Genomic DNA, 26,263 nt, shown 5'->3' with positions numbered 1-26,263 from the left:
GGGGAGGGGCGATGGGCGGCGTCCTCGCCGGGGACATGCGCGGAGCCCTGAACGAAACTGTTTCGTTCACCTCGATGTCCAGAGTAGCCCTGCCGCTATCGATACGGCACCGTTTTTGTTGTGGTCTGGCTCACTCTTCGTCCTCCCCGCGTCCAGCCCGCGACGATTGCCGGGGGCGGTGCGAGGATCGGTGTGGAGACGTACGGCTCGATCCGGTCGGTGCCGGACCCGCCATCGTCCACGGCAGGCAACTCGACCTGCGTCAAAGGGTGTTGAAGGCCAGGTAAGGGAGGGTGAAGGCGAGGGTGTGATTCCTGCGAAGGCCCGCATTCCAATGAGGCCAGAACGGTAAAATTCATCGTATGAATGCACGGCTGGCTCTGCTCGGCACGGTGGAACCAGGTGTCGCGGAGAGCGAGATCTTCCGGTTGGCGCTCCAGCACGCGGTGGGCGAGCTCGGTGCCCTGGGAGGGATGATCCACCTTCGCGGCCCCATGTCCGCCCTGCGGCTGGTGTCTGCCGCCGGTCTCCCACCGGTCCTCACCCGGGCCTGGGAGATCATCGACCAGGAAGGCCCGCTGGCCCCCGCCCGCGCCCTGCACCAGGGCAGCGGCGTCTGGGCACCGCGGACGCCCACCGGACAGCCACTGCCGGCGGAGGACACCTGGCCGGGCAGCGGACTGGCGGCCGTCCCGCTGTCCGGCGGGGACCGCACCATCGGTGCCCTCTCCGTCGTCACGGGCGAGGGAGGCGAACCCACCCCGGAGCAGTGGGACTTCCTGCGCGCCGTGATCGCCTGGACCGAGGAACGCATGGCCCAGGCACCCCCGCCGGCCGGGCCCGCGCAGACCGAACTCAGCGGCGAGCGCCTCCGGCAGGCCCTCAAGGAGGTCAGCGTCGGCTCCTGGGACTGGGACATCCGGACCGGCGACCTGATCTGGGACGAGGCGGCCCTGAAGCTCTACGGCACCAGACCGGCAGACTTCACCGGCAAGATCGAGAACTGGATGAGGATCGTCCACCCCGACGACCTGGCCCCGACGCTGGGCGCCGCGCAGCGGGCGATCCGCGACCACACGGTGTACGAGGCGGAGTACCGCGTACGCCGCCTGGACGGTACGTACGGCTGGACCCAGGCCCGCGGCAGGGCGACGTACGACGAACACGGCGAACCCTGCCGGATGATCGGCGTGGGCTGGGAGAGCGACGAGTCCCGGTCCGCCCGTGACGCCCTCAGCCGCGCCCTGCGCCATATGAGCGACGGATTCCTGGCGTTCGACGACGAGTGGCGGATCACCTTCGCCAACCTGGAGGCGGAACGCACGCTGGGCCTCTCCGAGAAGGAGCTGTTCGGGCGTGTCCTGTGGGACCTGCCCACCGCGCAGCGGGTGTCCGGCATGGAGAGCCGCTTTCGCAAGGCGGCGGCCGAGGACAAGCCCGCCAGCTTCGACGTGCACATGCCGGAGAACAACCGCCGGTACCACCTGCGGCTGGTCCCCGGCCCCGACGGCCGCACCCTGTATTTCACCGACGTCACCCAGAGGCGGCGGCACGAGGAGGAGCGTGAGGCCACGGAGCGGAGGGCCTCCGAGCGCGCGGCCCAGATGACGGAGCTGACGGCCGCCCTCGCGAAGGCGACGACGTCACGGGACGTGGTGGACGCGCTCGCCCCACGGGTGCTGCCGCTCTTCGCCGCCGCCGGACTCCTGGTGCAGACCGTCGAGGGCGAATCGCTGCACACCGTCGGGGCGGTCGGCTACCCGGACGACTTCCTCACCGTTGTCGACCGCCGCCCGCGGGTGTCCGGCGACCCCGGCTGGGACGCGATCACGTCCAACACACCACTGTTCCTGTCATCCGTCCACGAACTCGCCGCGCGTTCACCGGCGCAGGCCCATCTGCCCGGCCGTGCGGGCAAACAGGCGTGGGCGTTCCTGCCGCTGACGGCGTCCGGAGTCACCTTCGGCGTCTGCGTCGTGGCCTTCGACCGACCGCGCCGCCTCACCGACGACGAACGCACCCTGCTGACCACGATCAGCGCCCTGGTCGCCCAGGCCCTGGAACGGGCGAGGCTCTACGACGCCGAACACACCCGCTCCCGCGAACTCCAGCGCGGCCTGCTCCCCCGGGACCTGCCCACCCCGTCGGCGTGCACGGCGGCGGCCCGCTACCTCCCCGCGGGACAGGGTATGGACGTGGGGGGCGACTGGTACGACATCATCCCGCTCTCGGGCGGCCAGGTCGCCCTGGTGGTCGGCGACGTGATGGGCCACGGCCTGCCGGAGGCGGCGACCATGGGCCGCCTGCGCACGGCCGTCCACACCCTCGCCGACCTGGAACTGCCGCCCGACGAGATCATGAGCCATCTGAACGACATCGTCGGCGGCATGGGCGAGGAGTCGTACGTCACCTGCCTTTACGCGCTGTACGACTCGACCACGCAGATCTGCTCCATCACCCGGGCAGGTCATCCCCCGCCGGCCGTGGTCCACCCCGACGGCAGGGTCCACTTTCCGGAACTGGCCCCCGACCCTCCGCTGGGCGCGGCCGAACCACCCTTCGAGACGGTCGAGCTGGCGGTGCCGGAGGGCAGCCTGCTCGTGCTCTACACCGACGGTCTGGTGGAGTCCTCCACGCGCGACGTCGACGAGGGGATGGCGGACCTGGCCGGGCTGTTGCGCGCGGCGCACATCACGGACGTGGATCCGGACGGGGAGCGCGACCGTCTCGAACGCCTCTGTGACACCCTCACGGCCGGTCTTCTCCCCGCCGAGCACCAGGCGGCCGACGACGCGGCACTCCTCGTCGCGCGGCTGCACGCCCTGCCCGTGGAGAGGATGGCCTCGTGGTCGCTCCCCGAGGACCCCAGGGCCGCGGGCCAGGCCCGCCGTCACGTCCGTGAGCAGCTCTCCGCCTGGGGCCTCGAAAGCCTGACACCGACCACGGAACTCCTGGCCAGCGAACTGGTCGGCAACGTCGTACGCCACGCCAAGGGCCCCGTCAGCATGCGCCTCCTGCACGACGCCGAGCTGGTCTGCGAGGTCTTCGACGGCAGCCTGACGATGCCCCGCATCCGCCGGGCGACGGACACCGACGAGGGCGGGCGCGGCCTGCAACTGATCACGGCACTCTCCCGGCGCTGGGGCACGCGCTACACCGCGACCGGAAAATGCATCTGGACCGAGCAGGCACTCCTGGGCCCGGACAGCCGCAGGGACGAGCCGTCCGACGCCCTGGAGCTGATGCTCCCGAACGTCGGGGAGTTCGACGGGGACCTGGACGCGCTCCCTTTCGGGGACCAGGAGTTGTAGGGACCGGGCTCCGCAGGGACCAGGAACTGTCGGGACGGGGCCGGAGATTCGACCTAGACCGCGTCGCGCCACACCTTCACGTCCAAGGTGGCGTACGTCGTCCCGGACGAGCCCTTGTACGTCACCAGCCCCACGTGTCCCGTCCCGCTGATGACGCACATCTGCCGGCCGGCGGTCAGGTCCTTGATCCAGATGTAACTCTTGTAGGCGGTCGCGCCCTTGCACGCCTCCACGGTTCCCTGCCGTCCCGCAGGAAGCAAGGCGAGGGAGCTGCCGGAGGTGGTGCCGGGGGCGAGGACGGCGCCCGAGGAGTAGACGGCGTACGTCAGGTCCTCGTCCGAACTCCCGGAGTCAGCCTTGGGGCGCACCGGGGTGTCCGCCAGATACAGGTCGTGGTTCGCGGTCATCCGGATCCCGGAGTACGTGACCGGGGCAGGGGCCTCGGGCGCCGCCGGCTTGCTGGACGCGGCCGGGGGAGCCGGGTTCGGAGCCTGTGTGGGGGTCGCGGGCCCCGAAGGGCCGGACGGCAGCACGGATTTGGTGGGCTTCGGCTTCTTGGACGCCTTGGTGGACGGTGAAGCGGATGCCGACGGGGACTTCTCGGCCTTCGGAGCCGACCGCGACGTGGCCACCTCCGCGGACCCGGTGTCGTCCTTGTCGCCGTCCCCCGGGACGAGCAGCAGCGCGGCGGCCGCCCCACCGGCGACGAGCACGACTGCGGCCGCCGACAGCATCCATGGCCGGGCCCCGCGGCCCGCGCGGTTCGCGGCGACCGGGGAGGTCTGCGCGACGGCCGGCTCCTGCGGCTGGGGCCATGGAGGCGGTGTGTACGCACCCGGTGCGGCCGGAGATCCCATCACGAACGGCCCGGGCAGGGCGGCGTGGGACTGTGCGGCTGGGGACTGGGCCGCGTGGGACGGCGAGGTGGGGGAGTAGGCCGCCGGGGGGCCGAAACCGCCGGAGCCGCCGGAGCCGGCGGGGCCGAAGACGCCTCCGGAGGCAGCGGCTCCGAAACCGCCGGACCCTGCGGCTCCGAAACCGCCGGACCCTGCGGCTCCGAAACCGCCGGACCCTGCGGCTCCGAAACCGCCGGACCCGTGAGTGCTCGGGGCCGCCTCCGCCTGGGCCTGGGCCTGGGCGTGGGCCTGCGCCTGGTGGGCTCCTTCGGCCCGAGCCGCTATCCCCGCCGCCAGTTCGCCCGGCAGCCATGCCCCCGAGGCGTGCCGGGCCTCGTCACCGCGATGTGCCTGGATGGTCTGGACGGAGCGGATGACCTCCTCGACGGAAGGCCGCTCGGCGGCGGGCTTGCGCAGACACAGCGCCACCAACTCCCGTATCTGCTCAGGCACTTGGCCGAGGTCGGGCTGCTCGTGCACCACCCGGTAGAGCACCGCGTGCGCGTCCCCTTCCCCGAAGGCACCGCTGCCCGTCGAGGCGAACACGGCGGTCTGTCCCAGCGCGAACACATCGGCCGAGGGGGCGGCCTCACCGCCGAGCGCCTGTTCCGGGGCCATATAGGCGACCGTGCCGAGAGCCATGCCGCTCTGTGTGACCGAGGTGGCGTCCGCGGCCCGTGCGACACCGAAGTCGATGACGCGCGGGCCGTCGTCGGCCAGCAGCACGTTCGACGGCTTGAGGTCCCGGTGCACGATGCCCTCGCGGTGCACCGCCTGCAGTGCCTCCGCGACCCCGGCGATCAGCCGCAGCACGGTGTCGACGGGCAGTGGCCCGTGGTCGCGTATCGCGTCGGCGAGGGACGGCCCCGGCACATAGGCGGTCGCGCACCACGGGACGGAGCCTTCGGTGTCGCTGTCCACGACCGGGGCCGTATAGAGCCCGTGCACCCGGCTCGCGGCCGCCACCTCGGCCTGGAACCGCTTGCGGAACTCGGCGTTCTCGGCCAGTTCCGGCCGGATCACCTTGACGGCGACGGCCCGTCCGCCCGGCGTGTGCGAGAGATAGACCCGCCCCATGCCGCCGGACCCGAGCCGTGCCACCAGCCGGTAGCCGCCCACGATCCGCGGATCGCCGTCCTCCAGCGGCTGGAAACCTGCCGCGCCGGGCCCACCGTTGCTCAACACGCCCACTCCGCCCCAAGATCTGTTCGGTGGCCCCATTGCATCACGGGTCACTCGCGTCCCGTCGCACAGTCGTTCAAGTGGGCGCCGGATCGGGGACCTGAGGTGAGGGTGGTGTGCGGAACTCGGTCCCGGGGGCCCTCAGGGCCGGGGTATCGGGAGGGCGTACACCTTGTTGAAGTGCTGGGCTATCAGCGGGCCGTCGCTGTCGCAGGCGAGTTGCCAGTCGTTGATGCCGGCGTCCTGGCCGTCGGTGAAGTTCCAGAGCAGCTCGCCCTGTTGGGCGTCGATCGCGTAGAACCCGTCCCTGTTGCGGGCCGCCGTGACGAACACCGAGCCGCCGCCCGCGACGAGGGCGTTGCCCAGATCGAGCCGAGGGGTCCGGCGGAACCAGCGCCGGGTGCCGTCGGCGGCGTCGAACGCCTGCACGCCGTGCGGGTTCCTGGTGGTGCAGTACACCGTGCCGGCCGCGGCGGCGACGGAGGCGAATCCGCCCTTCTCCTCCTTCACCCGCCAGCGCACCGCACCGGACTCCAGGTCCACGGCGATGAGTTCGCTGTCGACGGCGAAGACGGTTCCGCCGAGCACCACCGGGGCCGACCGGGCGTCGGAGTCGGAGTTCAGGGGCCGGCGCCACAGCACGTCCCCACGGCTCGCGGTGCCACGGGCCGTGAGCCGGTGCAGCCCGTCCAGGTAGACGAAGCGGCTGGACGCCATGACGGGCTTGAGGTCGAGGCCGATGTCCTCCTCGCTGATCGGGATGACATTGGCCCGGCGCGCACGCAGATCCGTGTTGAGGACGACGTTCGTGGAGGTGGCCGACCCCTGCGATCCGTCCGGGCGGCTGAACCGCAGACCCGAGATGGTGACCCTCTGGTCGCTGAACCCGCCGAGCAGCGTGTCGAACCGGAAGTCCTCTCCGAAGTCCAGGGAGAACCGCTCGATGCCCGTGCCCGGGTCGACGCCCAGCACGGTCGCTCCCGTGCCGAGGGCGACGACGTCGCCCGCGACGAGGAGCGGCGGGGTGGGGGACTGGCTGACGCCCCGGTAGGTCCACCGGGGGCGGGTGCCGTCGGCGAGGCCGAGGGACAACAACGTGCCCGACTGCGACTTGAGCAGGGCCGTGTCCTCGTAGAAGGTCGCCGGTGCCTTGACGAGCGCGTCCCCCTGGTAGACCCACAGCGGCTTCGGCGCCGGCCCGGCCGGCTTCGCGGCCGGCTCGGTCCGGTCCTTCGGCTCACCGAGGAGTGCGGCGACGCCGGAACCAAGAGTGACGGCGCCGAGCGCGGCGGCCGCGAGGACCGTACGGCGGGAGGGGCGCGGTCGGGCCCGTCGCCGTGAGCGGTGGGGGACGGGGCCGGGCGACGACTTCCCGGGAGGCGGGCCGGGCGTCGGGCCGGGCGTCGGGACATGGGGGAAGACGACACGGCTGGGGCTCGGGCGCTCGGTGACGAGCTGGTGGACGCCCGCGCGTGGGTCGGTGCGGACACCGGCGGCGACCGTGCCGCCGGTGGCGGCGTGGGCGCGCTTCCCCTCCACGACGTCCGCACCGGATCCGGGCCCGAGGTCCAGGTCCATGAGGTCGGCGGCCTGCGCGCCGATCGAGGCGGCCACGGGCTCCGGCAGCCAGCCCTCCCAGTCCAGCGCGTCGGTACCACCGGGCGCGCACGCCGCCGACACCCGGTCCGGAGTGGGCCGGGCCGTCGGGGACTTGTCGAGACAGAGTCCGATGATCGTGTCCAGCGGATCCGGAACACCCGTCAGATCCGGCGTACCGTGCACCACTTGGTACAGCAGGGTGGCTGCCGACGAACCGTCGAAGGGTGCGTTCCCGGTGGCGGCGAAGGCGAGGACCGAGCCGAGACAGAACACGTCCCCCTCCGGGCCCATCGGGTCACCCGTGGCGTGCTCGGGGCACATATAGCGCGGGGAGCCCAACAGCACACCGGACAGGGTGAGTTCGTAGCCGTCGGTGGCGCGGACGATGCCGAAGTCGATGACCCGGGGACCCTCGGCGGAGAGCAGCACATTGGACGGTTTGAGATCGCGGTGCACGAGCCCCGCGGAGTGCACGGCGATCAGGGCCTCGGCGAGTCCGGCTCCGAGGGCCAGCACCGACTTCGGCGGCAGCGGCCCGTGTTCCTCGACCGCGTCGGCCAGCGTCGGACCGAGGATGTGCGCGGTGGCGAGCCAGGGGACCCGGCCGTCCGGGTCGGCGTCCACGACGGTGGCCGTGTATCGGCCGCTCACCGCCCGTGCCGCGTCCACCTCGCGCCGGAACCGGATCCGGAAGTCCCTGTTCGCGGCCAGCTCCGGTCGGATGGCCTTGACGGCCACGGTCCGCCGCTGGTCGTCACGGGCGAGGAAGACCTCTCCCATCCCTCCGGCGCCGAGTCGCGCGACAGGACGGTACGGTCCCAAGTGCTCCGGATCCGTGGGACGAAGTGGCTCCATTGCTCTCAGCTCGCCTGTTCATCGTCGAATGGACTTGGGGCGAGAGTAGGTGCTGGAGGGACAGTTGGTGTACGCAACCGAGCAACCTATGGCCATTACTTGACGTTTCAGATAGATACCGCCCGGACGGTCTTCCGGGTGGTCGCGGCGGATGCGTACGAGACTGTCAAGCCCGTCCGCGGGCCTGCTGGGAGCGTCGCGACAGCGAGTCGATGAGCACCGCGGCGAAGAGCACCCCGCCCGTGATGATGAACTGGACGGCCGTCGGGGTGTCCGTGATCGCCATGCCCGAGGCGATCGACTGGATGATCAGCATGCCGAGCACCGCGGACCAGGTGGTGCCGCGTCCGCCGAACAGGCTGGTGCCGCCGATGACGGCCGCCGCGATGGCGTTGACCAGCAGAACGCCTGATCCCGAACCCTGGCTCACCGAGGTGATGCGCGAGGCCAGGAACAGGCCGCCGATCGCGGCCATGGTGCCTGAGACCGCGAGCACCGCGGTCTGCACCCGCGTCACACTGAGGCTGGCGCGCCGGGCCGCCTCCATGCTGCCGCCCAGCGCGTAGACCTGTCGCCCGTAGTGCGTACGGCGGAGAACGAGGTCGAGGCCGGCCACCACCACGAGGAAGATCAGGAGTGCGAGCGGCAGCCCCTGGAAACGGTTGAGCAGATACGCGGCGGTGAACGCCACCACCGCGACCACTCCCGTGCGCACCGTGATCCCCCGGAGCGAGCGGTGCGGCATACCGACGGCCTTGCGCCGCCGCATGTCCTGGTAGGACACCAGGAAGACCACGCCCGCCGCGACCGTCGCCAGACCGTAGGCCGCGGCGTCGTTGGTGAAGTAGTAACTGGTCAACTTGGCGACCAGCCCGTTCTCGTCGAGGTTGACGGTGCCGCTGGTCCCGAGGATGTAGAGCATGAGGCCGTTCCAGGTGAGCAGCCCGGCGAGGGTGACGACGAACGCAGGCACCCGGGTCCTGGCCACGGAGAAGCCCTGGACGGTTCCCGCCAGGGTTCCCGCGAGCACCGCGATGATGACGGCGAGCCACTCCGGCACGCCGTGGTTGACGTTCAGCACGGCGAAGGCCGCCGCCGCGAGACCGCTGATCGAGCCGACCGACAGATCGAGTTCACCGAGCAGCAGTACGAAGACGATGCCGACCGCGATCAGACCCGTACCCACGATGTCCACGCTGAGGTTGGACAGGTTCCGTGGGGACAGGAAGTTCGAGTTGAGCGACTGGAAGGTGATCCAGACCGCGGCGAGGACGAGGACGACGGGGAGCGAGCCCAGTTCGCCGGCGCGCAGCTTGCGCCGGAAGAAGGCGATCCCCCTCTCCGCGGCACGGGCGACGGCCCGCCCGCGGTGCGGCCGGCCGGCCCCGGCGCCCGGTGCGGGCGGCTCGGACCGTGTCGTGTCCGCGCTGTCGCGCATCCCTTTCACCATCCCGCCTCCTGGGAGGCCGTCCGGCGGGGCTCGTTCTCCGTGGCGCCGGTGATGGAGGAGATGATCTGTTCCTGGGACGCGGTGTTCACGTCGAAGAAGCCGTTGTTGCGGCCCAGTCGCAGGACGGCCGCCCGGTCCGCGAGCGCCTTGATGTCCCCCATGTTGTGACTGATGAGCAGGACGCCGAGGCCACGGTCACGCAACTGGTCGACGAGGTCCAGGACCTCGCTGGTCTGCTCGAATCCCAGCGCCGCGGTCGGTTCGTCCAGGAGGAGAACTCGCGGGTCGCCGAGCAGCGAACGAGCGATGGCGACCGTCTGCCGCTGACCGCTGGACAGCGAGACGACGGGGGCGCGCAGATCGGGGATGCCCCGGGTCAGACGGTCCAGCAGGCCTCGGGTGCGGCGCTCCATCTCCACCTCGTCGAGGAACCCGAGCCTGCGGATCTCCTGCCCGAGGAACAGATTGCCGACGACGTCGAGGTTTCCGCACAGAGCGAGGTCCTGGTAGACGGCGGCGATGCCGAGGTCCCGGGCGTCGTGGGGACGCCTGATGTGGACCGCACGGCCCTCCCACTCGATGGAGCCCCTGTCCGCGGGGGAGACCCCGGAGATCACCTTGACCAGGGTGGACTTGCCCGCCCCGTTGTCGCCCAGCAGAGCGACGACCTGTCCGGCGTGGATCTCCAGCTCGATGTCGTCGAGGACCTCGATGACACCGAAGCGTTTGCACACGCCGCGCAGTGCCAGCAACGGGGGACCCGTCACGGAAACCATCTCCTTCCCGGGGGCGGGCCGGACCTGGTCGGAACCTGCTTGTCAGGTGAGTCCGGCCCTGGCGCAGGCGGCCCCGAGTTGGGGGGTGCAGATCTGCTCGACCGTGTAGGTACCGTCCTTCACCAAGGTGTCCTTGATGGTGTCGACCGTCACGGACACGGGGGTGAGCAGGACGGCCGGAACCGTGTGCCCGCCACGGGGTGTCACCTCGCCCTTGGCGACCCGGTCGAGGCTTTCGTCGCGGGCCGCGGCCACGGCCATGGCGGCCCCGGCCGAAGCCTCGGGCAGGAAGGGCTTGTAGACGGTCATGTACTGCTCGCCGCCGACGATGCGCCGTACGGCTCCGAGCTCGGCGTCCTGCCCGGTGACCGGGGGCAGCGGGGCGACCTTGTTCGCCTTGAGGGCGGCGATACAGCCGGCGGCCAGGCCGTCGTTGGCCGCGTACACCCCGTCGATGTTCTCGACCCCGAGGGCCGCGATCGCGGCGGACATGTTCATGTGCGCGGTCTCCGTCCTCCACTGGGTGGTGTCGTATGCCTTGCCGATCTTCACCCGCCCTTGAAGCACGGACAGCGCGCCCTTCTTGAACGACACCGCGTTGGGGTCGGTGGGATCGCCGTTCATCATGACGATCTGGTCGTCGGGCGCCCTGTCGCCCATCGCTGTGAGCAGCGCCCTGCCCTGGAGTCTGCCGACCTCCTCGCCGTCGAAGGAGGCATAGCCCGCGATCGGGCCCTCGGCGAGGCGGTCGTAGGCGATGACCGGGACGCCCGCCTCATCCGCCTTCCTGACCGCGGGGCGGAGCGATGTGGCGTCCACGGCCACGAGGACGATGGCGTCGATCCCCTTGGTGAGCATCGAGTCCATCTGTTCCTGCTGGATGGCCACATCGCCCTTGGCGTTGGCGTTCTCGACCACGCACTCCTCGCACAGCTCCGTGATCCTCTGCTGGAGCAGGGGCCGGTCCTGTGTCTCCCAGCGGGCCGTGGTGGAGTCCGGAAGCAGCACGCCGATGCTCAGCGTGTTCCCGGTGTCGGAGTTGTCCTCGGCGTCCTGCCCGCAGGCCTCAAGGGCGACAACCGTCGAGATCACGGTCACGACGGCGGCCGCGCCCCGGATGCAGGCCTTCATGTGAAAGACCTCCCTTGTCCTTCACCTCGCGTGACGAGGGGCGCTCACGGTTCTCCGCGCCCGGCCTGAGACGGTCAGGGGATCCGGGCGTGCCGTGGCGTCAAGGGCTGGCGTGTGATCGGCGTGGCAAGACGAACACGTCTCAACTGTGGCACCGGCCGTGGTGATCTGCGAACGCAGCGGCCCGGCTCCGGCCGTCGGTCGCAGCGGTCCGGCTCCTGTCGTCGGCGACGGGCGCCGGACACTGCGCGAAAGCGGCTGTACGGCGGGCGTCGAGACGATTTCTCATGGCCGGTGCGGGCGCCGGTGAGGCGGTCTGCCACTGACGGCGATCAACTGGATCTGTCGGGTTAGTCCCGATATGCGATTCTGGTAGGTGGGCGCCCGATCTCAACCCAGCGGCACCTGCCGCATGGACCGGAGGTAGGTCGCGGACATGCATCATGACGGCCGCGCCCTGGCCGGAGTCTCGGAGCCGCGGGAGTCCCGGGCCGGCGCCGACGACAACGGTTCACGGCCGCCTCTGCCGGAGGCCGCCGCGAGCGACAGGCCCCTGGCCTTCGCCGGAGTGGCGTTGGCAGCGGTCTATGTCCCCGATGCCGGGAACGGCGATCTCCGGCTGGTGGAGACGGCCGGACGCGGCACGTCCCAGTACCTGCCACCGGAACGTCTGCCCCTGTCCGGTGACTCGCCGGCGGCGCACGCCTTCCGCACCGACCGGCCGCTGTGGCTGGACCTCGCGGACCTCGCCACCCGCTCGGAGGGCCGGGACTCCGAAGGCCGGCGCCCCGAAGGCCGGTTTTCCGAGGGACGGGATACCGGGGGCGGGCTTTCCCGGGGCGGTCCGACGCCGTCGTCGGCACGGCTGCCCCAGGCACAGGCGCGGCAGGCCCAGGAGCCGCCGACAGAAGCACCGCCGACAGAGGCACCGCTCGCCGCCCTCCCGCTCGGGACGGAGGGCAGGCGGCTGGGCTGTCTCGTCGTCGTGGGAGCGTCCCCGGTCGGTTTCGAGGCCGAGCAGCGGCGCTTCCTGGAGCAGTACGCAGACGCGATCACAGGCATGCTCCGCCCTACGGCCGACGGCCCCGTGCCCACCTCGCTGCTGAGTACCGCCCTGCGGAGTCTGGGCGTCGGCTCGTTCGTCCTGATGCCGGACACCGGTCTGATCGAGGCGGACGAGGCTCTGCTCGATCTGGTCGGCATCACACCGGACGACTTCGACGGCAAGGTGGACACCCTGCTCGCGCACGCGCTCCCGGAGGACATGCACGCGCTGATCTCGGTACTGGAGCCGTCCACGGAGGCGTTCGGCCGCCGGGAGCTGGAGTTTCGTATCCGCCGCCCCACCGGTGGGATGCGCTGGCTGAGCCTGACCTGCCGGGTAGTGGCGAGCACCGACGAGTGTCCGGAGCAGGTGCTGGGCGTGGTGACGGCGACCTCGGTCCTGCGGCAGAGCGCCGACGACGTGTCCAGGATCCAGTGGCTGACCGCCGCACTCGACGACGCGACAACGGTCCGTGACGTCGGCCGGGTGGTGGTCGGCGCCCTGCGCGAGCCGCTGGGCGCCGACCGGGTGGCACTCGCCGAGTTGCGGGACGACCGGCTCGTGGTCACCGTGCTCGATCCGCCTCAGCCCGCGGCCTGGCCGGAGACATGGCGTTCCGAGTGGCGTTCGGAGTGGCCCGACGCACCGGTCAGCGCCCTGCCCACCCTGCAACTGGCGCTGCGGGACGGACGGATGAACCTGTGGTCCGCCGGCACGGCTCTCGAACCCGGACTCGCGGGCGTCGGTGCCGGCGGGCTGGCCGTGCTGCCGCTTCCCGCCAAGGGCCGGGTCGCGGGTGTGTGCCTGGTCGGCTGGGACGAGCCCCACGACTTCGTCCCCGAGGAGCGGTCCCTGTTCACCGCCACCGCGGCGCTGGTCGGCCAGGCGCTCAACCGCGCGCACGCACACGACGCCGAGCAGGAGCTCGCGACGATGCTGCAGCGCAGTCTGCTGCCCCGGCGCCTCCCGGAGCTGCCCGGCGGGACGGCTGTCGCCCGCTATCTGCCCGCCCGGCGAGGGCTGCAGGTGGGCGGTGACTGGTACGACGTCATCGCCCTGTCGGAGGACCGGGTGGCGCTGGTCATCGGAGACGTGCAGGGCCACAGCGCCGGAGCCGCGACGATCATGGGTCAGATGCGCACCGCGGTCAGGGCGTACGCGGTCGAGGGCCATCCGCCCGACGTGGTCGTCTCACGCGCCAACCGGCTCCTCGTCGGCATGGAGACCGATCTGTTCGCCACCTGCTGCTACGTCGAACTGGACCTGGAGGAGGGCAACACCCTCTTCGTCCGGGCCGGGCACCTCGCACCGTTGATACGCCATCCCGACGGCAGGACCGAGGAGGTGCAGGTCGAGGGCGGGCTCCCGCTGGGCATTCTCGCGGAGGCCGAATTCCCCATGACCACCGTCGCGTTGACCCCTGGCACGGTGCTCGCCCTGGTCACCGACGGGCTGGTCGAGGCCGCCGATCTGCCTCTGGACGAAGGCATGCGGCGCACACGCGGCGCGCTCGCCGCCGCCGATCCCGCGGATCCGGGGCGGATGGCCGACGAGCTGCTCGGCGGTGTCGACCGTCGCGAGGACGACGTGGCGCTGCTGCTGCTCCGCTACGACGGTATGAAGTCCCGGCCGATCCGGGCCGGTTGGGCGGTGTGGCGGCTGCCCGACGCCGTCATGCACGCCCGCCGGTTCACCGCGCGCACGCTGCGCAAGTGGCGGGTCGAGGACGTCGCCGACTCGGTGCTGCTGGTCGTCTCCGAACTCGTCACCAATGCCCTCGTGCACACCCAGGGACCGGTCCGCGTCGATCTGATGCTCCGCGGGGACCGGCTCCGGGTCTGCGTGACCGACTCCTCGCCGCGTGCGCCCGCCAAGCCGGTGAGCGTGGACTGGGAGTCGACCGGCGGCCGCGGCCTGCTCCTGGTCGAGGCGATGTCGGAGGCCTTCGGTTCGATGCCGGTCGCCGACGGCAAGCAGGTGTGGAGCGAGGTCGTCGTGCCGCCGCACGAGCCGACTCCCGCGGACCCGGAGCCCGGGGCGGGACAGGAGCCCGGGACGGAACAAGGGGCCGTGCCATGAGAACGCGTACGAGGCGTTTCGTCGCGGCGCTCGTCGCCGGGCTCATGGCGATGTCCCTGGCCGCCTGTGGAGGAGACGACGTGGCGGACGCGGACGGCTTCACCGTCGGTCTGCTGCTCCCGAGCCGGGCGGTCCCCCGCTGGGAGCACTCCGACAAGCCCCTCATCGAGCAGCGCCTCAAAGAGCTGTGCCCCCGCTGCACCATGGAGTACGTCAACGCCGAGAACGACGCGGCGAGGCAGCGGCAACAGCTGATGTCCATGATCACCAAGGGGGTCGAGGTCCTGATCCTCGACGCCGCCGACACCAGGGCGGTCCGCTCCTCCATCCAGGAGGCGCGCAGGGCGGATGTCCCGGTCGTCGCCTACGACCGGCTCGCCGAGGGCCCGATCTCCGGCTACGTCACCGTCGACGGCGCACAGGTCGGCAGGCTCCAGGGCGAGGCTCTCCTGAAGGCCATGGAAGACAGGGGGAAGGGCGAGAACATCGTCATGCTGAACGGTGATCCGACCAGTCCCAACGCGGCCTGGTACAAGCGGGGGACCCGGTCCGCCATCACAGGCAAGGTGACGATCAGCAGGTCGTACGACATCCTGGGCTGGAGCAAGGACAACGCCCACACCAGCATGTCCGCCGCCATCGCGGCTCTCGGCCCCGACCGGATCGACGGCGTCCTGGCGGCCAACGACTCCATCGCCGCTGGTGCCATCGCCGCCTTCAAGAGCGCCGGAGTCAGGAAGCTGCCTCCCATCACCGGCCAGGACGCCGACATAGAGGCCGTGCGGCGCATCCTCAGGGGCGAGCAGTACATGACGGTGTACAAGCCCTTCGCGGCCGAGGCCGACGCGGCCGCCGCCATGGCCGTCGCCCTGGCGCGCGGCGAGGGTCTCGACGACGTCGCCACCACGTCGACCGACAGTCCCACCACCGAGGACGTCCCGTCCGTCCTTCTCACTCCGAGTGCGGTGACGGTCGACAACATCGAGCAGACACTCGTCAAGGGCGGCGTGTACACCGTCGACCAGATCTGCACTCCGGAACTCCGGCGCGCGTGCGAGAAGGCAGGGCTGTCCCCGTAAGGGGGGCAGGGGCTCGGAGGGGCGGGCGCGGGGAGATCCGATCCCGTACGCGGAACGGCCCGGCTCCGGTCCGGTCAGCGAACGGGACGCCGCTTGGCGCGCTGGGACCAGCGGAAGGCGGCGACGATCACATCGGCCGCCAGGAGCATGATGCCGATGACCAGCAGGTAGCCGAGGCCGTCCGCTGCCACGCCGATGATCCCCAGGATGACCGCGGCGAGTACCAGCAGCAGGAAGAGCACCATCTCCCGCCCACCTCCCTTCGAGTCCCTTCGGGCCCCGTCGAGTCCTGTCGAGTCTCTTCGATCCGTCGAGCGGTCCGCCGTCTCAGCGGCGCGCGAGCTGCCGCTCGCCGTTGGCGCCCGGCTTGTAGGCGATGCCGTAGTAGTGGAAGATCTCTTCCTCCTGCTCGGCGGGCAGAATGTCGTCCGTGCCGATCGAAGGAGCCTTCTTCACCAGGCTCTTGGTGTATGAGACCTTGAGGTAGCCCGGCCCGAGGGTCGTCTCGTCGAGGGGGACGAAGACCAGACGCTGCCGGGTTGGCAGTCCCGTCCGGACGGTGGCCACGGCCGGTTCGTCGGTGGCGGTGTCCACGTAGACCGCTTCGAGCACGCCGATCCTGTGCCCTTTCGGGTCGACGACGTCCTGGTTGCGCCATTCTCGGATGTCGGCTGCCTGGATCATGCCGCTTCCCCTCTGAGCGAGGCGCCTGCCCGGCGTCGGCTGCTCCACGGAAGACCACGACCGGCATCGGCCGAGGCAACGACCCCGACGCGATCACGCCGGAGCCGCCCTTCCGGGTGGATGCACGTGAGAGTGCACCATCCGCAACTATTTTACTACGGTCTGTGCGGGGCGGACATTTACGAGTCCTGCATGGAACGCGCTCTCCCTGGAGGTCCACCGCGTTCGTCCTGTTTCTCGTCCTCCTCGTGGCCGACTCCAGCGGATGGCACCGGGAGCTGCGAACTCAACTCTCCGGTGCCCTTCATCCGGGCCGGCCGTCGGACACCCCTGCTGAGTAGCCGTGTCGACGGATCCCAAACACATCCACGATTCCTGGCCGGTCGGGTTACTCGGGCCGTTGGGCCGTGCAGCCGGCGGGCGAGTTCCCTGCTCCGGAGCGGTCGGAACCGGTACCGGTGTGGTCAAGCGCCGAGAACGACACGAGCATGGAGGCAGGTGCGCGAAATACTCTCGGTAACCGCAGCCCACTCCTCCGGCGGGCCTCACGGACCGTGTCCAGGCACAGCGGCTGAGACGGGTGGCTACGCGTCGATGACGAGCCCCTTCGCTTCGAGTACGGCGGCGAGGTTGCTGACCTCGATGACGCTCTTTCCGGAGCGGTAGGCCGCGATGTAGGCGTCCTCGGCCTCGACCCGTTCCTGGGACTTGCGAACGACGTCCGCCACGTCGTCGCGCCGTACGACCACCACTCCGTCGGCGTCGGCGCGCACGACGTCGCCGGGATGGACGATCTCGCCCCCGATCAGCACCGGTTCGGCCATCGGCCCCACGGTCTCCTTGACGGTGCCCTTCATGCACACGCTGTACGAGAAGACAGGGAAGCCGAGTTCGCGGAGTTCCCGCGTGTCCCGGACACCCGTGTCGGTGACAAGGCCGCCCAGGCCCTTGGCGACACACGCGTTGGCCAGTACGTCGCCGAAGGAGCCCGCCTCGGCGTACTCGCCGGCGGAGACCACGATGACGTCACCTGGCTGGGCGTGGGCGATGGCGACCTGCAACATGATGTTGTCGCGAGGAGCGCAGCGCACGGTGAACGCGGGGCCGCACAGCGACATCGCGGGGTCGACCGGCTTGATGGTCGAGTCGAGGGCCCCCAGGCGGCCCTGCGCTTCGTGGATTGTGGCGGCGGAGTACTTGCTCAGCTGCTCGACCAGGTCCGGATCGGGCCGGTCGAACTTTGTGTTGACGCGGATCATGACGCTCCTTCGGGTCTTCAGGAGGGGCGGGCAGGTCTTCAGGAGGGGTCGGCCGGGGACAGGTCCGCGCAGGCGCGGCCGATCCGCTCGCAGGCCTCGGTGAGGACGTCGGTCGAGGTCGCGAAGGAGATCCGGAAGTAGCCGGGTGATCCGTACGCGGCCCCGTGGATGACCGCCACCTGCTGCGACTCCAGCAGATAGCCGGCGAAGTCCTCGTCCGAGCCGATCACTTCACCCGAGGGAGTCCGCTTCCCCAGTAGGCCCGTGCAGTTCACGAAGGCGTAGAAGCCGCCGCTGGGCGGCGTGCAGGACAGACCGGGGATGTCGTCGATCAGCTTCACCGTCACGTCGCGGCGGCCGCGGTAGACGGCCACACAGTCGCGTACGAAGTCCTGGTCGCCGGTGAGGGCGGCGGTCGCGGCGGCCTGGCTGATCGACGACGGGCAGGACGAGATCTGCGACTGCAGGGTGTTGACGGCCGCCACCAGCGCGGCGGAACCGGCGCCGTAGCCGATCCGCCAGCCGGTCATCGCGTAGGCCTTCGAGACACCGTTGGTGAGGAACACCCGGTCGGTCAGGCGTGGTTCGACGGTGGCGAGGCTGGGGACCTGACCCGGCTCGAACCAGATCTCGTCGTAGATCTCGTCGGTCAGGACCTGGACGTGCGGGTGGTCGAGCAACACGTCGGCCAGGGCGCGGAGTTCGTCGACCGTGTACGCGGCGCCCGTGGGGTTGCTCGGGGCGTTGAGGATCACCCAGCGCGTCCGGTCGGTGATCGCCGACTCCAGCCGCCGCGGAGTCAGCTTGAAGCCCTCCGACTCCGGGCAGGGCACGACGACCGGTGTGCCGTCGTTGGCGAGGACCATGTCCGGATAGGACACCCAGTAGGGAGCGGGGACGATCACCTCGTCGCCCGTGTCCAGCGTGGCCATCAGCGCGAGGAAGATGACCTGCTTCGCCCCTCCGCCGACGGCGATCCGGTCGGCGGAGTAGCGCAGCCCGTGCCGCTGCTCCAGCTTCTGGGCGATGGCGGCCCGCAGTTGGGGGGTGCCGTTGACCGGGGTGTACTTCGTGTCGCCCCGCCGGATCGCCTCGACCGCGGCGGCCTTCACATGCTCGGGGGTGTCGAAGTCGGGCTCGCCCACGGTGAGGTCGAGGATGGCGAGTCCCTGTGCCTTCAACTCGCGGACGCGCTGGGCGGCCGCGGTGCTAGGTGAGGGCTTGATGCGCTGAACGCGCAGGGCCGTCAAGGCGGTTGTGGAGGTCGCCATGTCAGTCGGTCCGCCTCTCGAAGTTCAGACCACCCGGCACCTGGAACGTCGGCAGGATCTCGACATGGCCGATGTTCACGTGGCGCGGCGAGCCGACGGCGAACTCGATGGCGTCCGCGATGTCCTCCGGCTTGAGCGACTCGTAGCCGTCGTAGAACTGCTTCTGGGCCTCCTCCATGTCGCCGAGGAGCCGACCGAAGATCTCCGTCTCCACCCGGCCGGGGCAGATCTCGGTGACCCGGATCCGGCGGCCGTAGCCGTCGACGCGCAGCTGTCGGGAGAGGGTGTGCACGGCCGCCTTGGTGGCGTGGTAGACGGTGTTCCCGCCGAAGTTGTAGACGCCGGCGATCGAGCTGATGTTGACGATGTGCCCGAGGTCGCGCTCGACCATCCCGGGCATGATCAGGCGTACGAGGTGCAGTACGGCCTGGAGGTTGACCGCGATCTGCTCGTCCACGGCGAACTCGTCGGCGGAGAGGATGTTCCCGGTGCGGGAGACCCCGGCGTTGTTGACCAGGACGTCGACCTCGATGCCCCGCAGGGTCTCGGTGAGGGCGGCGGTGTCGGTGATGTCGACGGCGTGCGGGATGCAGCCCGTACGCCGGGCGAGGTCGTCGAGCCGCTCGGCGTTACGGGCGACGGCGTGGACTTCGAGCCCCTGCTTGGTAAGCCGCTCGACGACCACGGCTCCGATTCCGGTGGAGGCTCCTGTCACCAGGGCGGTGTTGTAGTCGGAAAAGGGCATGTGGATGCGCTCCTAGAGGTCTCTGGAGAGAGGTGGGGGGTGAAAGAGAGTGGGGGGTGAGGGCGTTCGGCCGGGCTACGCGTCGCGCAGCGGCAGGTGTGCCCTGTCCTTGACCCGGGACACGGCGATGAGCGTGCCGAGCGCGGTGACGACCGCGTAGAAGGCGGGCATGTTGACGTTGCCGGTCTTGTTGATGAGGTACGTCATCAGCAGGGGAGCGGTACCGCCGAAGAGGGCGGCCGAGACGTTGTAGCCGAGCCCGTAGGCGGAGTAGCGCACGCGGGTGGGGAACAGCTCGACGAGCAGGATGTGGATGACGCCGGTGTGCCCGGCGAAGATGACCGCCATGATGGAGGCGCCCAGGATGGCGAGCGGGACGCTGCCGGTGCCGATGAGCAGGTAACAGGGAATGCCGGCGATGGCCATGGCGACAGCGGCGCCCGCGAGGACCTTCTTGCGCCCGATGCGGTCGGAGAGGCCGCCCATGTACGGGATGGCGATCGAGATGGCCACCAGGCTGGTCGCGGTGACGAGCAGGCCCTGCACCTTGCTGAAGTTGAGCTCGGTGTTCATGAACGTCGGCATGTAGCTGAACAGGACGTAGTAGCCGGAGCCGTTCATGAGCGGGATGAACAGGGCGAGGAGCATGGCCCGCCGGTGTTCGGCAGAGGTGAAGGCCTCCTTGAGAGGGTTCTTCGACAGCCCGCCCTCTTCCTTGAGCCGATTGAAGTTGGGGGTGTCGCTGATCCGCTTGCGGATGTAGATACCGGTGATGCCGAGCGGCACGGCGAGCAGGAACGGGATGCGCCAGCCCCACGACTCCATACGGTCCTGGCCGAGGCCGCTGGTCATGGCCGCGGCGATCAGCGTTCCGGTGAGCAGGGAGAGGAACGAGGCGATCTGGGCGTAACTCGTGTAGAGGCCGCGCTTGCCCTCGGGGGCGTGCTCGGCGAGGAAGCTCATCGCGCCGGAGGCCTCGCCGCCGACCGAGAAGCCCTGTGCGACACGCAACAGGATGAGCAGGGCGGGAGCCGCGATGCCGATGCTCGCGTACGTCGGCAGGACGCCGATCGCCGCGGTCGCGACGCTGATCAGCATGATGACGAAGACGAGCATGCGCTGTCGTCCGATGCGGTCGCCGAGGTGGCCGCAGATGATCGCGCCGAGGGGGCGGAAGAAGAACGAGACGGCGTAGCCGAGGAAGACGAACTGGACGGCGGTCGCGTTGTCCGCGTTCGGGAAGAACACGACGGCCAGGGTGCCCGCCATGAAGCCGAAGATTCCGTTGTCGTAGAGCTCGGCGAAGATACCCACGCACCCGGCGAGGGTTACCTTTCGCGCGGTTTTCGGATCGACGGTGTTTGGCACCGGCTGAGCGGCCACGGTACTCATGACGTTCTCCTGTCTGCTGGCAGGTTACGGGGAGACGGGGACGGTGCGTGCGGGGCTTGAGGGGATGCGCAGGGCGTCGAAGACGGTGCGCACCCGGTTCTGGAGGGCCTGGACGGCGCTTCGCTGGGAGCGGTGGGCGGCCACCGCCTCGGCGACGGTCCGGCGCCGGAAACGGACGGTCTGGCCCGGTCCGACCTGGCCGAGCGCGGACAGGCCGGTCGCGGTCACGACGGCCAGTACCGGATAGCCGGCGGTGACGCCGCGGCCGCGGTGCAGGACGAGCAGCTCGTCGCCCGCGGGGACCTCGACGGCTCCGACGGGGACACCGCGCGAGAGCACCTCGCCGGTCGCCACGCGACGGGGCACGTCACCGGCCATCCGCAGGCCGATGTGGTTGCTCTGCGGGCTCACGGTGAACTCCGACCGGAACAGCCGGTCCGCCGTGTCACCGAACTCGGCGAGGTCGGGGCCGTCGGTCACGTCGATCGTCCACGGCGACGGCAGGCGGGTCACGGGGAAGCGGGGCACCGGTGCCCGCAGCCGGAACAGCGGGATGCGGTACTCAGGGTGGTCGACGGGCGGACAGTGCCGCTGGAGGCCGAGCTCGTCCCCGTCGCGCAGCGAGTGGCCGAAGCCGAGGATGGTGTCGGGGGCACAACTGCCTTGCAGATAAGGGGTGTTGAACGAGCCCAGCACGGCCAGGTAGACCCGGATGCCGCTCCGGATGCCGCCGATGCGGATCGTCTCGCCGGAACGCACGGAGAGGGGCTCCCACTGCGGTCGTACGACGCCGTCGACGGTCAGGTCCGCGGGCGCGCCGGTCACCGCCACGAGTACGTCGGTCGACGGCGTGCAGCTGAAGTCCAGGGCGGTGATCTCCAGCAGCGGCGCGCCCTCGTCGTTGCCGCAGAGCACGTTGGCGACGCGGGCGGAGTGCTGGTCGAGCGCGCCGTTCACCGGCAGCCCGTAGCGGGAGCGGCCGAACCGGCCCAGATCCTGCACGGTCGCCATCCCGGCTCGGAGGATGTCCAGGGTGTCAGCCATGCGACACCGCCAGGGAGCGGCCCGCGTGGTCGTCCCACTGCTCGGGCGTGATGGGTACGAAGCGGAAGGTGTCGCCGGGCCGGTAGGCGGTCAGCGGGTCGGCGTCGAGGTCCTCCAGGACGCGCAGGGGAGTGCGGCCGAGCAGCGGCCAGCCGCCGGGGGACGGCATCGGGCAGATCACGGCCTGCCGCCCGGCCACCGCGACCGAGCCGGGCAGCACCCGGGTGCGGGGCGAGGACAGTCGCGGTACGGGCCGGGGGAACGCCGGACCGTCCATCATCGGGGCGCCGGCCGGTGCGCCGAGGCAGCGGACGGTGAGGTCCGCGGCGGAGTGCAGCTCCACCACCTCGCGCTCGCTCAGCCCCAGCTGGTCGGCGACGACGGGCAGATCGGGTCCGAACTCGCCGCCGTAGACCACCGGGACGACGAAACGCCGTGCCGCGGGCGGCGTCACCGGACCCTCGCCGAGCCGGTCCGCCTCGTGCCGCAGCACGCGCCGCACCGTCTCGTGATCGGTGTCCGCGCAGTCGAACTCGACGAGCAGCGAGTCGTAGGTGGGCACGAGGCCGTGCACCCCGTCGAGCCGTACCGCGCCGAAGGCGTCGGCGAGGGCGTGCACGGTCTGCCAGGCGCGCTCGGCGTCCATACCGACGGCCTTGGCCACGACGGCCGAGTCGCCGCAGTCCACGATCACGACGCTGCCGCGCGCGGTGTCGGCGCTGTCCACGATGTCGGCGCTGCCACTCATGTCAGGCGGCCTTTCCGTCGAGCACGTCGGCAAGGGCCGTGATCTCGACGTCGGCGGCGAGCAGGTCCTGGCGCACGCGGTGGGCCAGGGAGATCGCGCCCGGGGTGTCTCCGTGCAGCAGCACGGTGTCGCAGTCGACGGGGATGTCACGCCCGCCGACACTGCGTATGACGCCCTCGGTCACCATGCGGATCGTCCGCTCGGCGATCTCCTTCTCCTCGTGGATGACCGCGCCCGGCTCGCTCCGCGGCACCAGCGTGCCGTCGTCGCGATAGGCCCGGTCGGCGATCCCGACGATGCCCACCCGCAGGCCGCAGGCGCGTGCGGCGTCGGCGAGCTCGCCGTCCTGCGCCAGGACGATCAGCGACGGGTCGAGGGAGGCGACCGCGTCCGCGACGGCCGCCGCGTAGTCGGGCCGGGTCGCCACCAGGTTGCCCAGTCGGCCGTGCGGTGCCACATGCCGTACGCGGGTGCCGTGTGCCACGGCGAACGCCTGGAGCGCGCCGACCTGGTAGAGCACGTCGGTGCGGACCTCGTCCGGTGTCAGATCCATCGCGCGGCGGCCGAACCCGACGAGATCGGGAAAGCTGGGATGCGCGCCCACGGCCACGCCGCGCCGCACGCAGTGGCGGACGGTGGCGTCCATGATCCGGGGATCGCCCGCGTGGAATCCGCAGGCGATGTTCGCCGATGTCAGCACATCGAGGAGGGCCTCGTCGTCGCCCATCGTGTAGGCGCCGAACCCCTCGCCGAGGTCGGCCACGAGATCAACCCTGTGCGTCATGACATCCTCCGGACAGAATAAGAAAAACAGCGGCGCCGCAATGTCGTTCCGGCGCTCCGCGGACGGGGCCGGTGCGCCGCCCGAGAAGAGGAATTAACTAGCCCGTTACAATTCCTGTGAGATACGCGAGCCGTTCGTTCGAGCGACCTGGAAATCGCGTTTCGGTGAACGTAGTCCGAACGCGAGGAGGCGGCAAATACGCGTTGTGCGTGACGCGATCGCCGTTGGATATGACGTCGAGCGCACGCGCAAAGGTCCGTCCGGCGGCCCCGCGCCTACCATGAGGCTCCGCCCCCGCTGGAAGGCCGCACATGGACACCAGGCGTCTCTACTCGTTCGTGAAGATCGTGGATGCCGGGAGCATCACGCGCGCGGCGGACATCCTGCACATCGCGCAGCCCGCGCTGAGCCAGCAACTCTCGGCGCTGGAGGCCCAGTTCAAACAGCAGCTGCTGATCCGCAGCAAACGCGGTGTGGCCCCGACCGAGGCGGGCCGCGCGCTGTACCGGCACGCGCAGCTCATCCTGCGCCAGATCGACCTCGCCCACGCGGCGGTCGACATCTCCGGACGGGCGCCCGCGGGCAGCGTCTCGGTGGGCCTCGCCCCCTACAGCATGGGCGCGGCGCTCGCGCTGCCCCTGCTCAGGAGCGTGCGCGAGCGCTACCCGGACATCCTGCTGCACATCAACGAGAACTTCGGCGGTGTGATCAGCGAGGCGATCATGACCGGCCGGATGGACATGGCGTTCATCTACGGGGCCGGGCCGCTGCGGGGCGTGCAGTTCGAGCCGCTGCGCACCGAGGACCTGTTCCTGATCGCGGCGCCGGGCGGATCGGTGCCCTCCGGGGACGGCGACGTCTCCCTCGAAGAGCTGGCCGGCGTCCCGCTGCTGCTGCCCAGCCGCATCCACACCATCAGACAGGTCGTCGACGCCGCGTTCCAGCACGCGTCGCTCGAACCCAGGGTGGTCGGCGAGATCGAGTCGGTCCTGACCCTGATCAGCGCGGTGGGCGCCGACGTCGGAGCGACGGTCCTGCCCTGGTCCGCCGCCCGCGCGACCCTCGACGTACGGAATCTCGTGGTACGCCGGATCGTCAATCCGGCGATCACGGTGAAACTGTCCCTGTGCACCTCCGACCATCAGCCGCTGTCGGAACCCGCACACGCCGTGCACGACCTCTTCCATGAATTGATCACAGAATTCGATGAGGACGCAGCCTTCGGGGACGCGCCGATGGAGTCTAAGAAGCCGATGGAGTCTACGAAGCCGTTGGAGTCTTCAGAATCGTCGGAGTAATGCATCCCGATTTTCGATGACGTCACACAAAGTGGCTATTTGTTGCTCTGGAATGTGCTGACTAGCGTCTTCACGAATCGAATCGAACCAAATCGACTTCACTGATTTCGTGAAACGCGGATCAAGCACGGGAGAAACAGATGAAGCAGCGTGTGCTCACCACCCGGTCCGACCTCCCCGGCGGCGGCGTCGCCCGCCTGGCGTCCCACACCGAGGTCGTGGCGTGGCCGGGGACGAGCAAGCCCGAACCGCGGGATCTGGCGCAACTGGCGAAGGGCGCGAGCGCCATCCTGGCCCTGGGCAACGACCGGGTGGACGCCGCCCTGCTGGACGCGGCCGGGCCCACGCTGCGGGTCGTGGCACTGGCGAGCATGGGCTACGACGCGGTCGACCGGGAGGCGGCGGCCGAACGCGGCGTCGTGGTCACCCACACCCCCGGCGTTCTCGCCGAGACCACCGCCGACCTCACCTTCTCGCTCATCCTCATGGCCCGCAGGCGGCTCGGCGCCGCCCGCGACTCACTGGCTGCCGGTCGGTGGGGCCTGTTCCGGATGGACGACTACCTGGGCCTCGACGTGCACGGTGCCACGCTCGGCCTCATCGGCTACGGCCAGATCGGACGAGCGGTGGCACGCCGGTCCCAGGGCTTCGGCATGCGGGTCCTGCACCACGACCCGTACGCACCCGACGATGCCCTCTCCACATCGGTGGACCTGCCCACGCTGTTCGCCGAGGCCGACGTCGTCTCGCTGCACGTCCCGCTCACCCCGCAGACGCGTCACCTCATCGGCACGGCCGAACTGGCGGCCATGAAGCCCACCGCCACCCTCGTCAGCACCTCGCGCGGTGGTGTCGTGGACGAGGACGCCCTGCTGCGGGCCCTGCGCGACGGCGTCATCCACTCGGCGGGTCTCGACGTCTACGAGCGCGAACCCATGGGCCAGGAACTCTCCCCGCTGGTCGCCGAGCCCCACGCGGTCACGCTTCCGCACATCGGTTCCGCGACCGAGGCCACGCGGGCCGCGATGGTGGACCTCGCCGTGGACAACATCCAGGACGTACTCGCCGGAGGCCCCGCCCGCACACCGATCCCGGGCGGTGCGGCCACCCCGGGACAGGACAGGGCCCCGCGCCCGGTGAGCGGGCGCGGGGCCAGGTGACGCGGGTGGGCCGGAGCCGCGGCCCGCGAGCGGGTCAGAGCGCGGCGGCGGCGCTGCGCAGGTTCTTGGCCGCCAGCGCCAGTCTCTCGGTCTGGGAGTAGGCCGCGTCCTCGTGCTCGATGTTCACGGCCATGTCCGGGTCGATCTCCGCGAGGGCGCGCAGGAACTCGGTCCAGTAGGGGACGTCGTTTCCGATGCCGACGCCGACGAACTTCCACACCGCGTTCTCGGGCCAGGCGTTGCACCAGAGGAGGGTACGAAGCCACCGGTGCTGACCTCCACCGAGGTCAGCCCGTTCTCCTTGAGGATGTCGAGGGCCTCGGGGAGCGTCCCGTGCTGGTCGAGCGCGGCCCGGCCGCCGGGGCCCAGGACGTCGAAGGCGGGCCCCCGCCGCATCTCGTCGTACGCGGCACGACGGCCGAGCCTGTCTGACCGACTCTGCCCACGCCGCCCCCCGGGGGCAGGACCGCTCCCG

General features: G+C 70.5%; 20 protein-coding genes. 5 read left to right on the top strand and 15 right to left on the bottom strand.

The features are described from left to right. The first annotated feature begins 362 nt into the window (after positions 1-362). Entirely contained in the window at positions 363-3,311 is a 2,949-nt protein-coding gene (locus ACIBEI_RS08080) for a SpoIIE family protein phosphatase (RefSeq protein WP_398886239.1), read from the top strand. A gap of 53 nt (positions 3,312-3,364) precedes the next feature. Here the strand turns inward: ACIBEI_RS08080 and ACIBEI_RS08075 are convergent, their stop codons facing one another. From ACIBEI_RS08075 to ACIBEI_RS08055, 5 genes are all read right to left on the bottom strand, one after another. Next, positions 3,365-5,392 (bottom strand): serine/threonine-protein kinase, encoded by a 2,028-nt coding sequence (locus ACIBEI_RS08075; protein WP_398886237.1) that lies wholly within the window; start codon positions 5,390-5,392, stop codon positions 3,365-3,367. Positions 5,393-5,530: 138 nt separating this feature from the next. Continuing rightward, on the bottom strand, positions 5,531-7,768 hold the full coding sequence (locus ACIBEI_RS08070) for a PQQ-binding-like beta-propeller repeat protein (protein ID WP_398886235.1): 2,238 nt from the start codon (positions 7,766-7,768) through the stop codon (positions 5,531-5,533). A gap of 241 nt (positions 7,769-8,009) precedes the next feature. Continuing rightward, positions 8,010-9,293 (bottom strand): sugar ABC transporter permease, encoded by a 1,284-nt coding sequence (locus tag ACIBEI_RS08065; RefSeq protein ID WP_398886233.1) that lies wholly within the window; start codon positions 9,291-9,293, stop codon positions 8,010-8,012. Further along, positions 9,287-10,069 (bottom strand): ATP-binding cassette domain-containing protein, encoded by a 783-nt coding sequence (locus ACIBEI_RS08060; RefSeq protein WP_398886231.1) that lies wholly within the window; start codon positions 10,067-10,069, stop codon positions 9,287-9,289. The genes ACIBEI_RS08065 and ACIBEI_RS08060 overlap by 7 nt, the downstream gene beginning before the upstream one ends. Before the next feature lie 42 nt (positions 10,070-10,111). After that, positions 10,112-11,200, bottom strand: coding sequence for a sugar ABC transporter substrate-binding protein (locus ACIBEI_RS08055; protein ID WP_398886229.1), 1,089 nt, complete (start codon positions 11,198-11,200; stop codon positions 10,112-10,114). A 436-nt stretch (positions 11,201-11,636) separates the two neighbouring features. Between ACIBEI_RS08055 and ACIBEI_RS08050 the strand changes: the two genes are divergently transcribed. Further along, complete coding sequence (locus ACIBEI_RS08050) at positions 11,637-14,324, top strand: SpoIIE family protein phosphatase (RefSeq protein WP_398886227.1); 2,688 nt, start codon at positions 11,637-11,639, stop codon at positions 14,322-14,324. Beyond that, positions 14,321-15,403 carry a substrate-binding domain-containing protein gene (locus ACIBEI_RS08045; RefSeq protein WP_398886226.1) on the top strand — a complete coding sequence of 361 codons (1,083 nt, stop codon included), beginning with the start codon at positions 14,321-14,323 and terminating at the stop codon, positions 15,401-15,403. Before ACIBEI_RS08050 ends, ACIBEI_RS08045 begins: the two co-directional genes overlap by 4 nt. A 74-nt stretch (positions 15,404-15,477) precedes the next feature. Here ACIBEI_RS08045 and ACIBEI_RS08040 read toward each other — a convergent pair whose 3' ends face one another. The 9 genes from ACIBEI_RS08040 to ACIBEI_RS08000 all read right to left on the bottom strand — a co-directional run bounded on the left by ACIBEI_RS08040 (position 15,478) and on the right by ACIBEI_RS08000 (position 23,330). After that, a complete protein-coding gene (locus tag ACIBEI_RS08040) occupies positions 15,478-15,648 on the bottom strand; it encodes a hypothetical protein (protein WP_398886224.1) in 171 nt (56 codons plus the stop codon). 82 nt (positions 15,649-15,730) lie between these two features. Further along, complete coding sequence (locus ACIBEI_RS08035; RefSeq protein ID WP_398886222.1) at positions 15,731-16,087, bottom strand: PRC-barrel domain-containing protein; 357 nt, start codon at positions 16,085-16,087, stop codon at positions 15,731-15,733. A gap of 584 nt (positions 16,088-16,671) precedes the next feature. Then, the gene (locus ACIBEI_RS08030) at positions 16,672-17,346 is read right to left on the bottom strand and encodes a 4-carboxy-4-hydroxy-2-oxoadipate aldolase/oxaloacetate decarboxylase (protein ID WP_266756136.1); all 675 of its coding nucleotides are present in this window, start codon (positions 17,344-17,346) and stop codon (positions 16,672-16,674) included. A 38-nt stretch (positions 17,347-17,384) separates the two neighbouring features. Beyond that, a complete protein-coding gene (locus ACIBEI_RS08025) occupies positions 17,385-18,617 on the bottom strand; it encodes an aspartate transaminase (RefSeq protein ID WP_398886220.1) in 1,233 nt (410 codons plus the stop codon). Between the two features lies 1 nt (position 18,618). Further along, positions 18,619-19,362, bottom strand: a complete 744-nt coding sequence (locus ACIBEI_RS08020) for an SDR family oxidoreductase (protein WP_392784672.1) — start codon at positions 19,360-19,362, stop codon at positions 18,619-18,621. 75 nt (positions 19,363-19,437) lie between these two features. Then, positions 19,438-20,676, bottom strand: coding sequence for an MFS transporter (locus ACIBEI_RS08015; RefSeq protein WP_398886218.1), 1,239 nt, complete (start codon positions 20,674-20,676; stop codon positions 19,438-19,440). Between the two features lie 102 nt (positions 20,677-20,778). Further along, positions 20,779-21,798, bottom strand: coding sequence for a biotin-dependent carboxyltransferase family protein (locus ACIBEI_RS08010; RefSeq protein WP_398886216.1), 1,020 nt, complete (start codon positions 21,796-21,798; stop codon positions 20,779-20,781). Beyond that, on the bottom strand, positions 21,791-22,546 hold the full coding sequence (locus ACIBEI_RS08005) for an allophanate hydrolase subunit 1 (protein ID WP_398886214.1): 756 nt from the start codon (positions 22,544-22,546) through the stop codon (positions 21,791-21,793). The genes ACIBEI_RS08010 and ACIBEI_RS08005 overlap by 8 nt, the downstream gene beginning before the upstream one ends. A 1-nt stretch (position 22,547) precedes the next feature. Beyond that, the gene (locus ACIBEI_RS08000; protein WP_398886212.1) at positions 22,548-23,330 is read right to left on the bottom strand and encodes a LamB/YcsF family protein; all 783 of its coding nucleotides are present in this window, start codon (positions 23,328-23,330) and stop codon (positions 22,548-22,550) included. Positions 23,331-23,641: 311 nt separating this feature from the next. On the opposite strand from ACIBEI_RS08000, the gene nac reads away from it, so the two are divergent. Further along, on the top strand, positions 23,642-24,628 hold the full coding sequence (gene nac / locus ACIBEI_RS07995; RefSeq protein WP_398886210.1) for a nitrogen assimilation transcriptional regulator NAC: 987 nt from the start codon (positions 23,642-23,644) through the stop codon (positions 24,626-24,628). Between the two features lie 140 nt (positions 24,629-24,768). Then, positions 24,769-25,788, top strand: a complete 1,020-nt coding sequence (locus ACIBEI_RS07990; protein ID WP_398886208.1) for a 2-hydroxyacid dehydrogenase — start codon at positions 24,769-24,771, stop codon at positions 25,786-25,788. Between the two features lie 34 nt (positions 25,789-25,822). Here the strand turns inward: ACIBEI_RS07990 and ACIBEI_RS07985 are convergent, their stop codons facing one another. Continuing rightward, entirely contained in the window at positions 25,823-26,008 is a 186-nt protein-coding gene (locus tag ACIBEI_RS07985) for a hypothetical protein (protein WP_398886206.1), read from the bottom strand. Positions 26,009-26,263: the final 255 nt, after the last annotated feature.

The organism is Streptomyces sp. NPDC050988, assembly GCF_044456225.1.
Classification (GTDB): Bacteria; Actinomycetota; Actinomycetes; order Streptomycetales; family Streptomycetaceae; genus Streptomyces.
The sequence above is the reverse complement of the archived record's forward strand: the minus strand, read 5'-3'. Positions and strand labels throughout refer to the sequence as shown.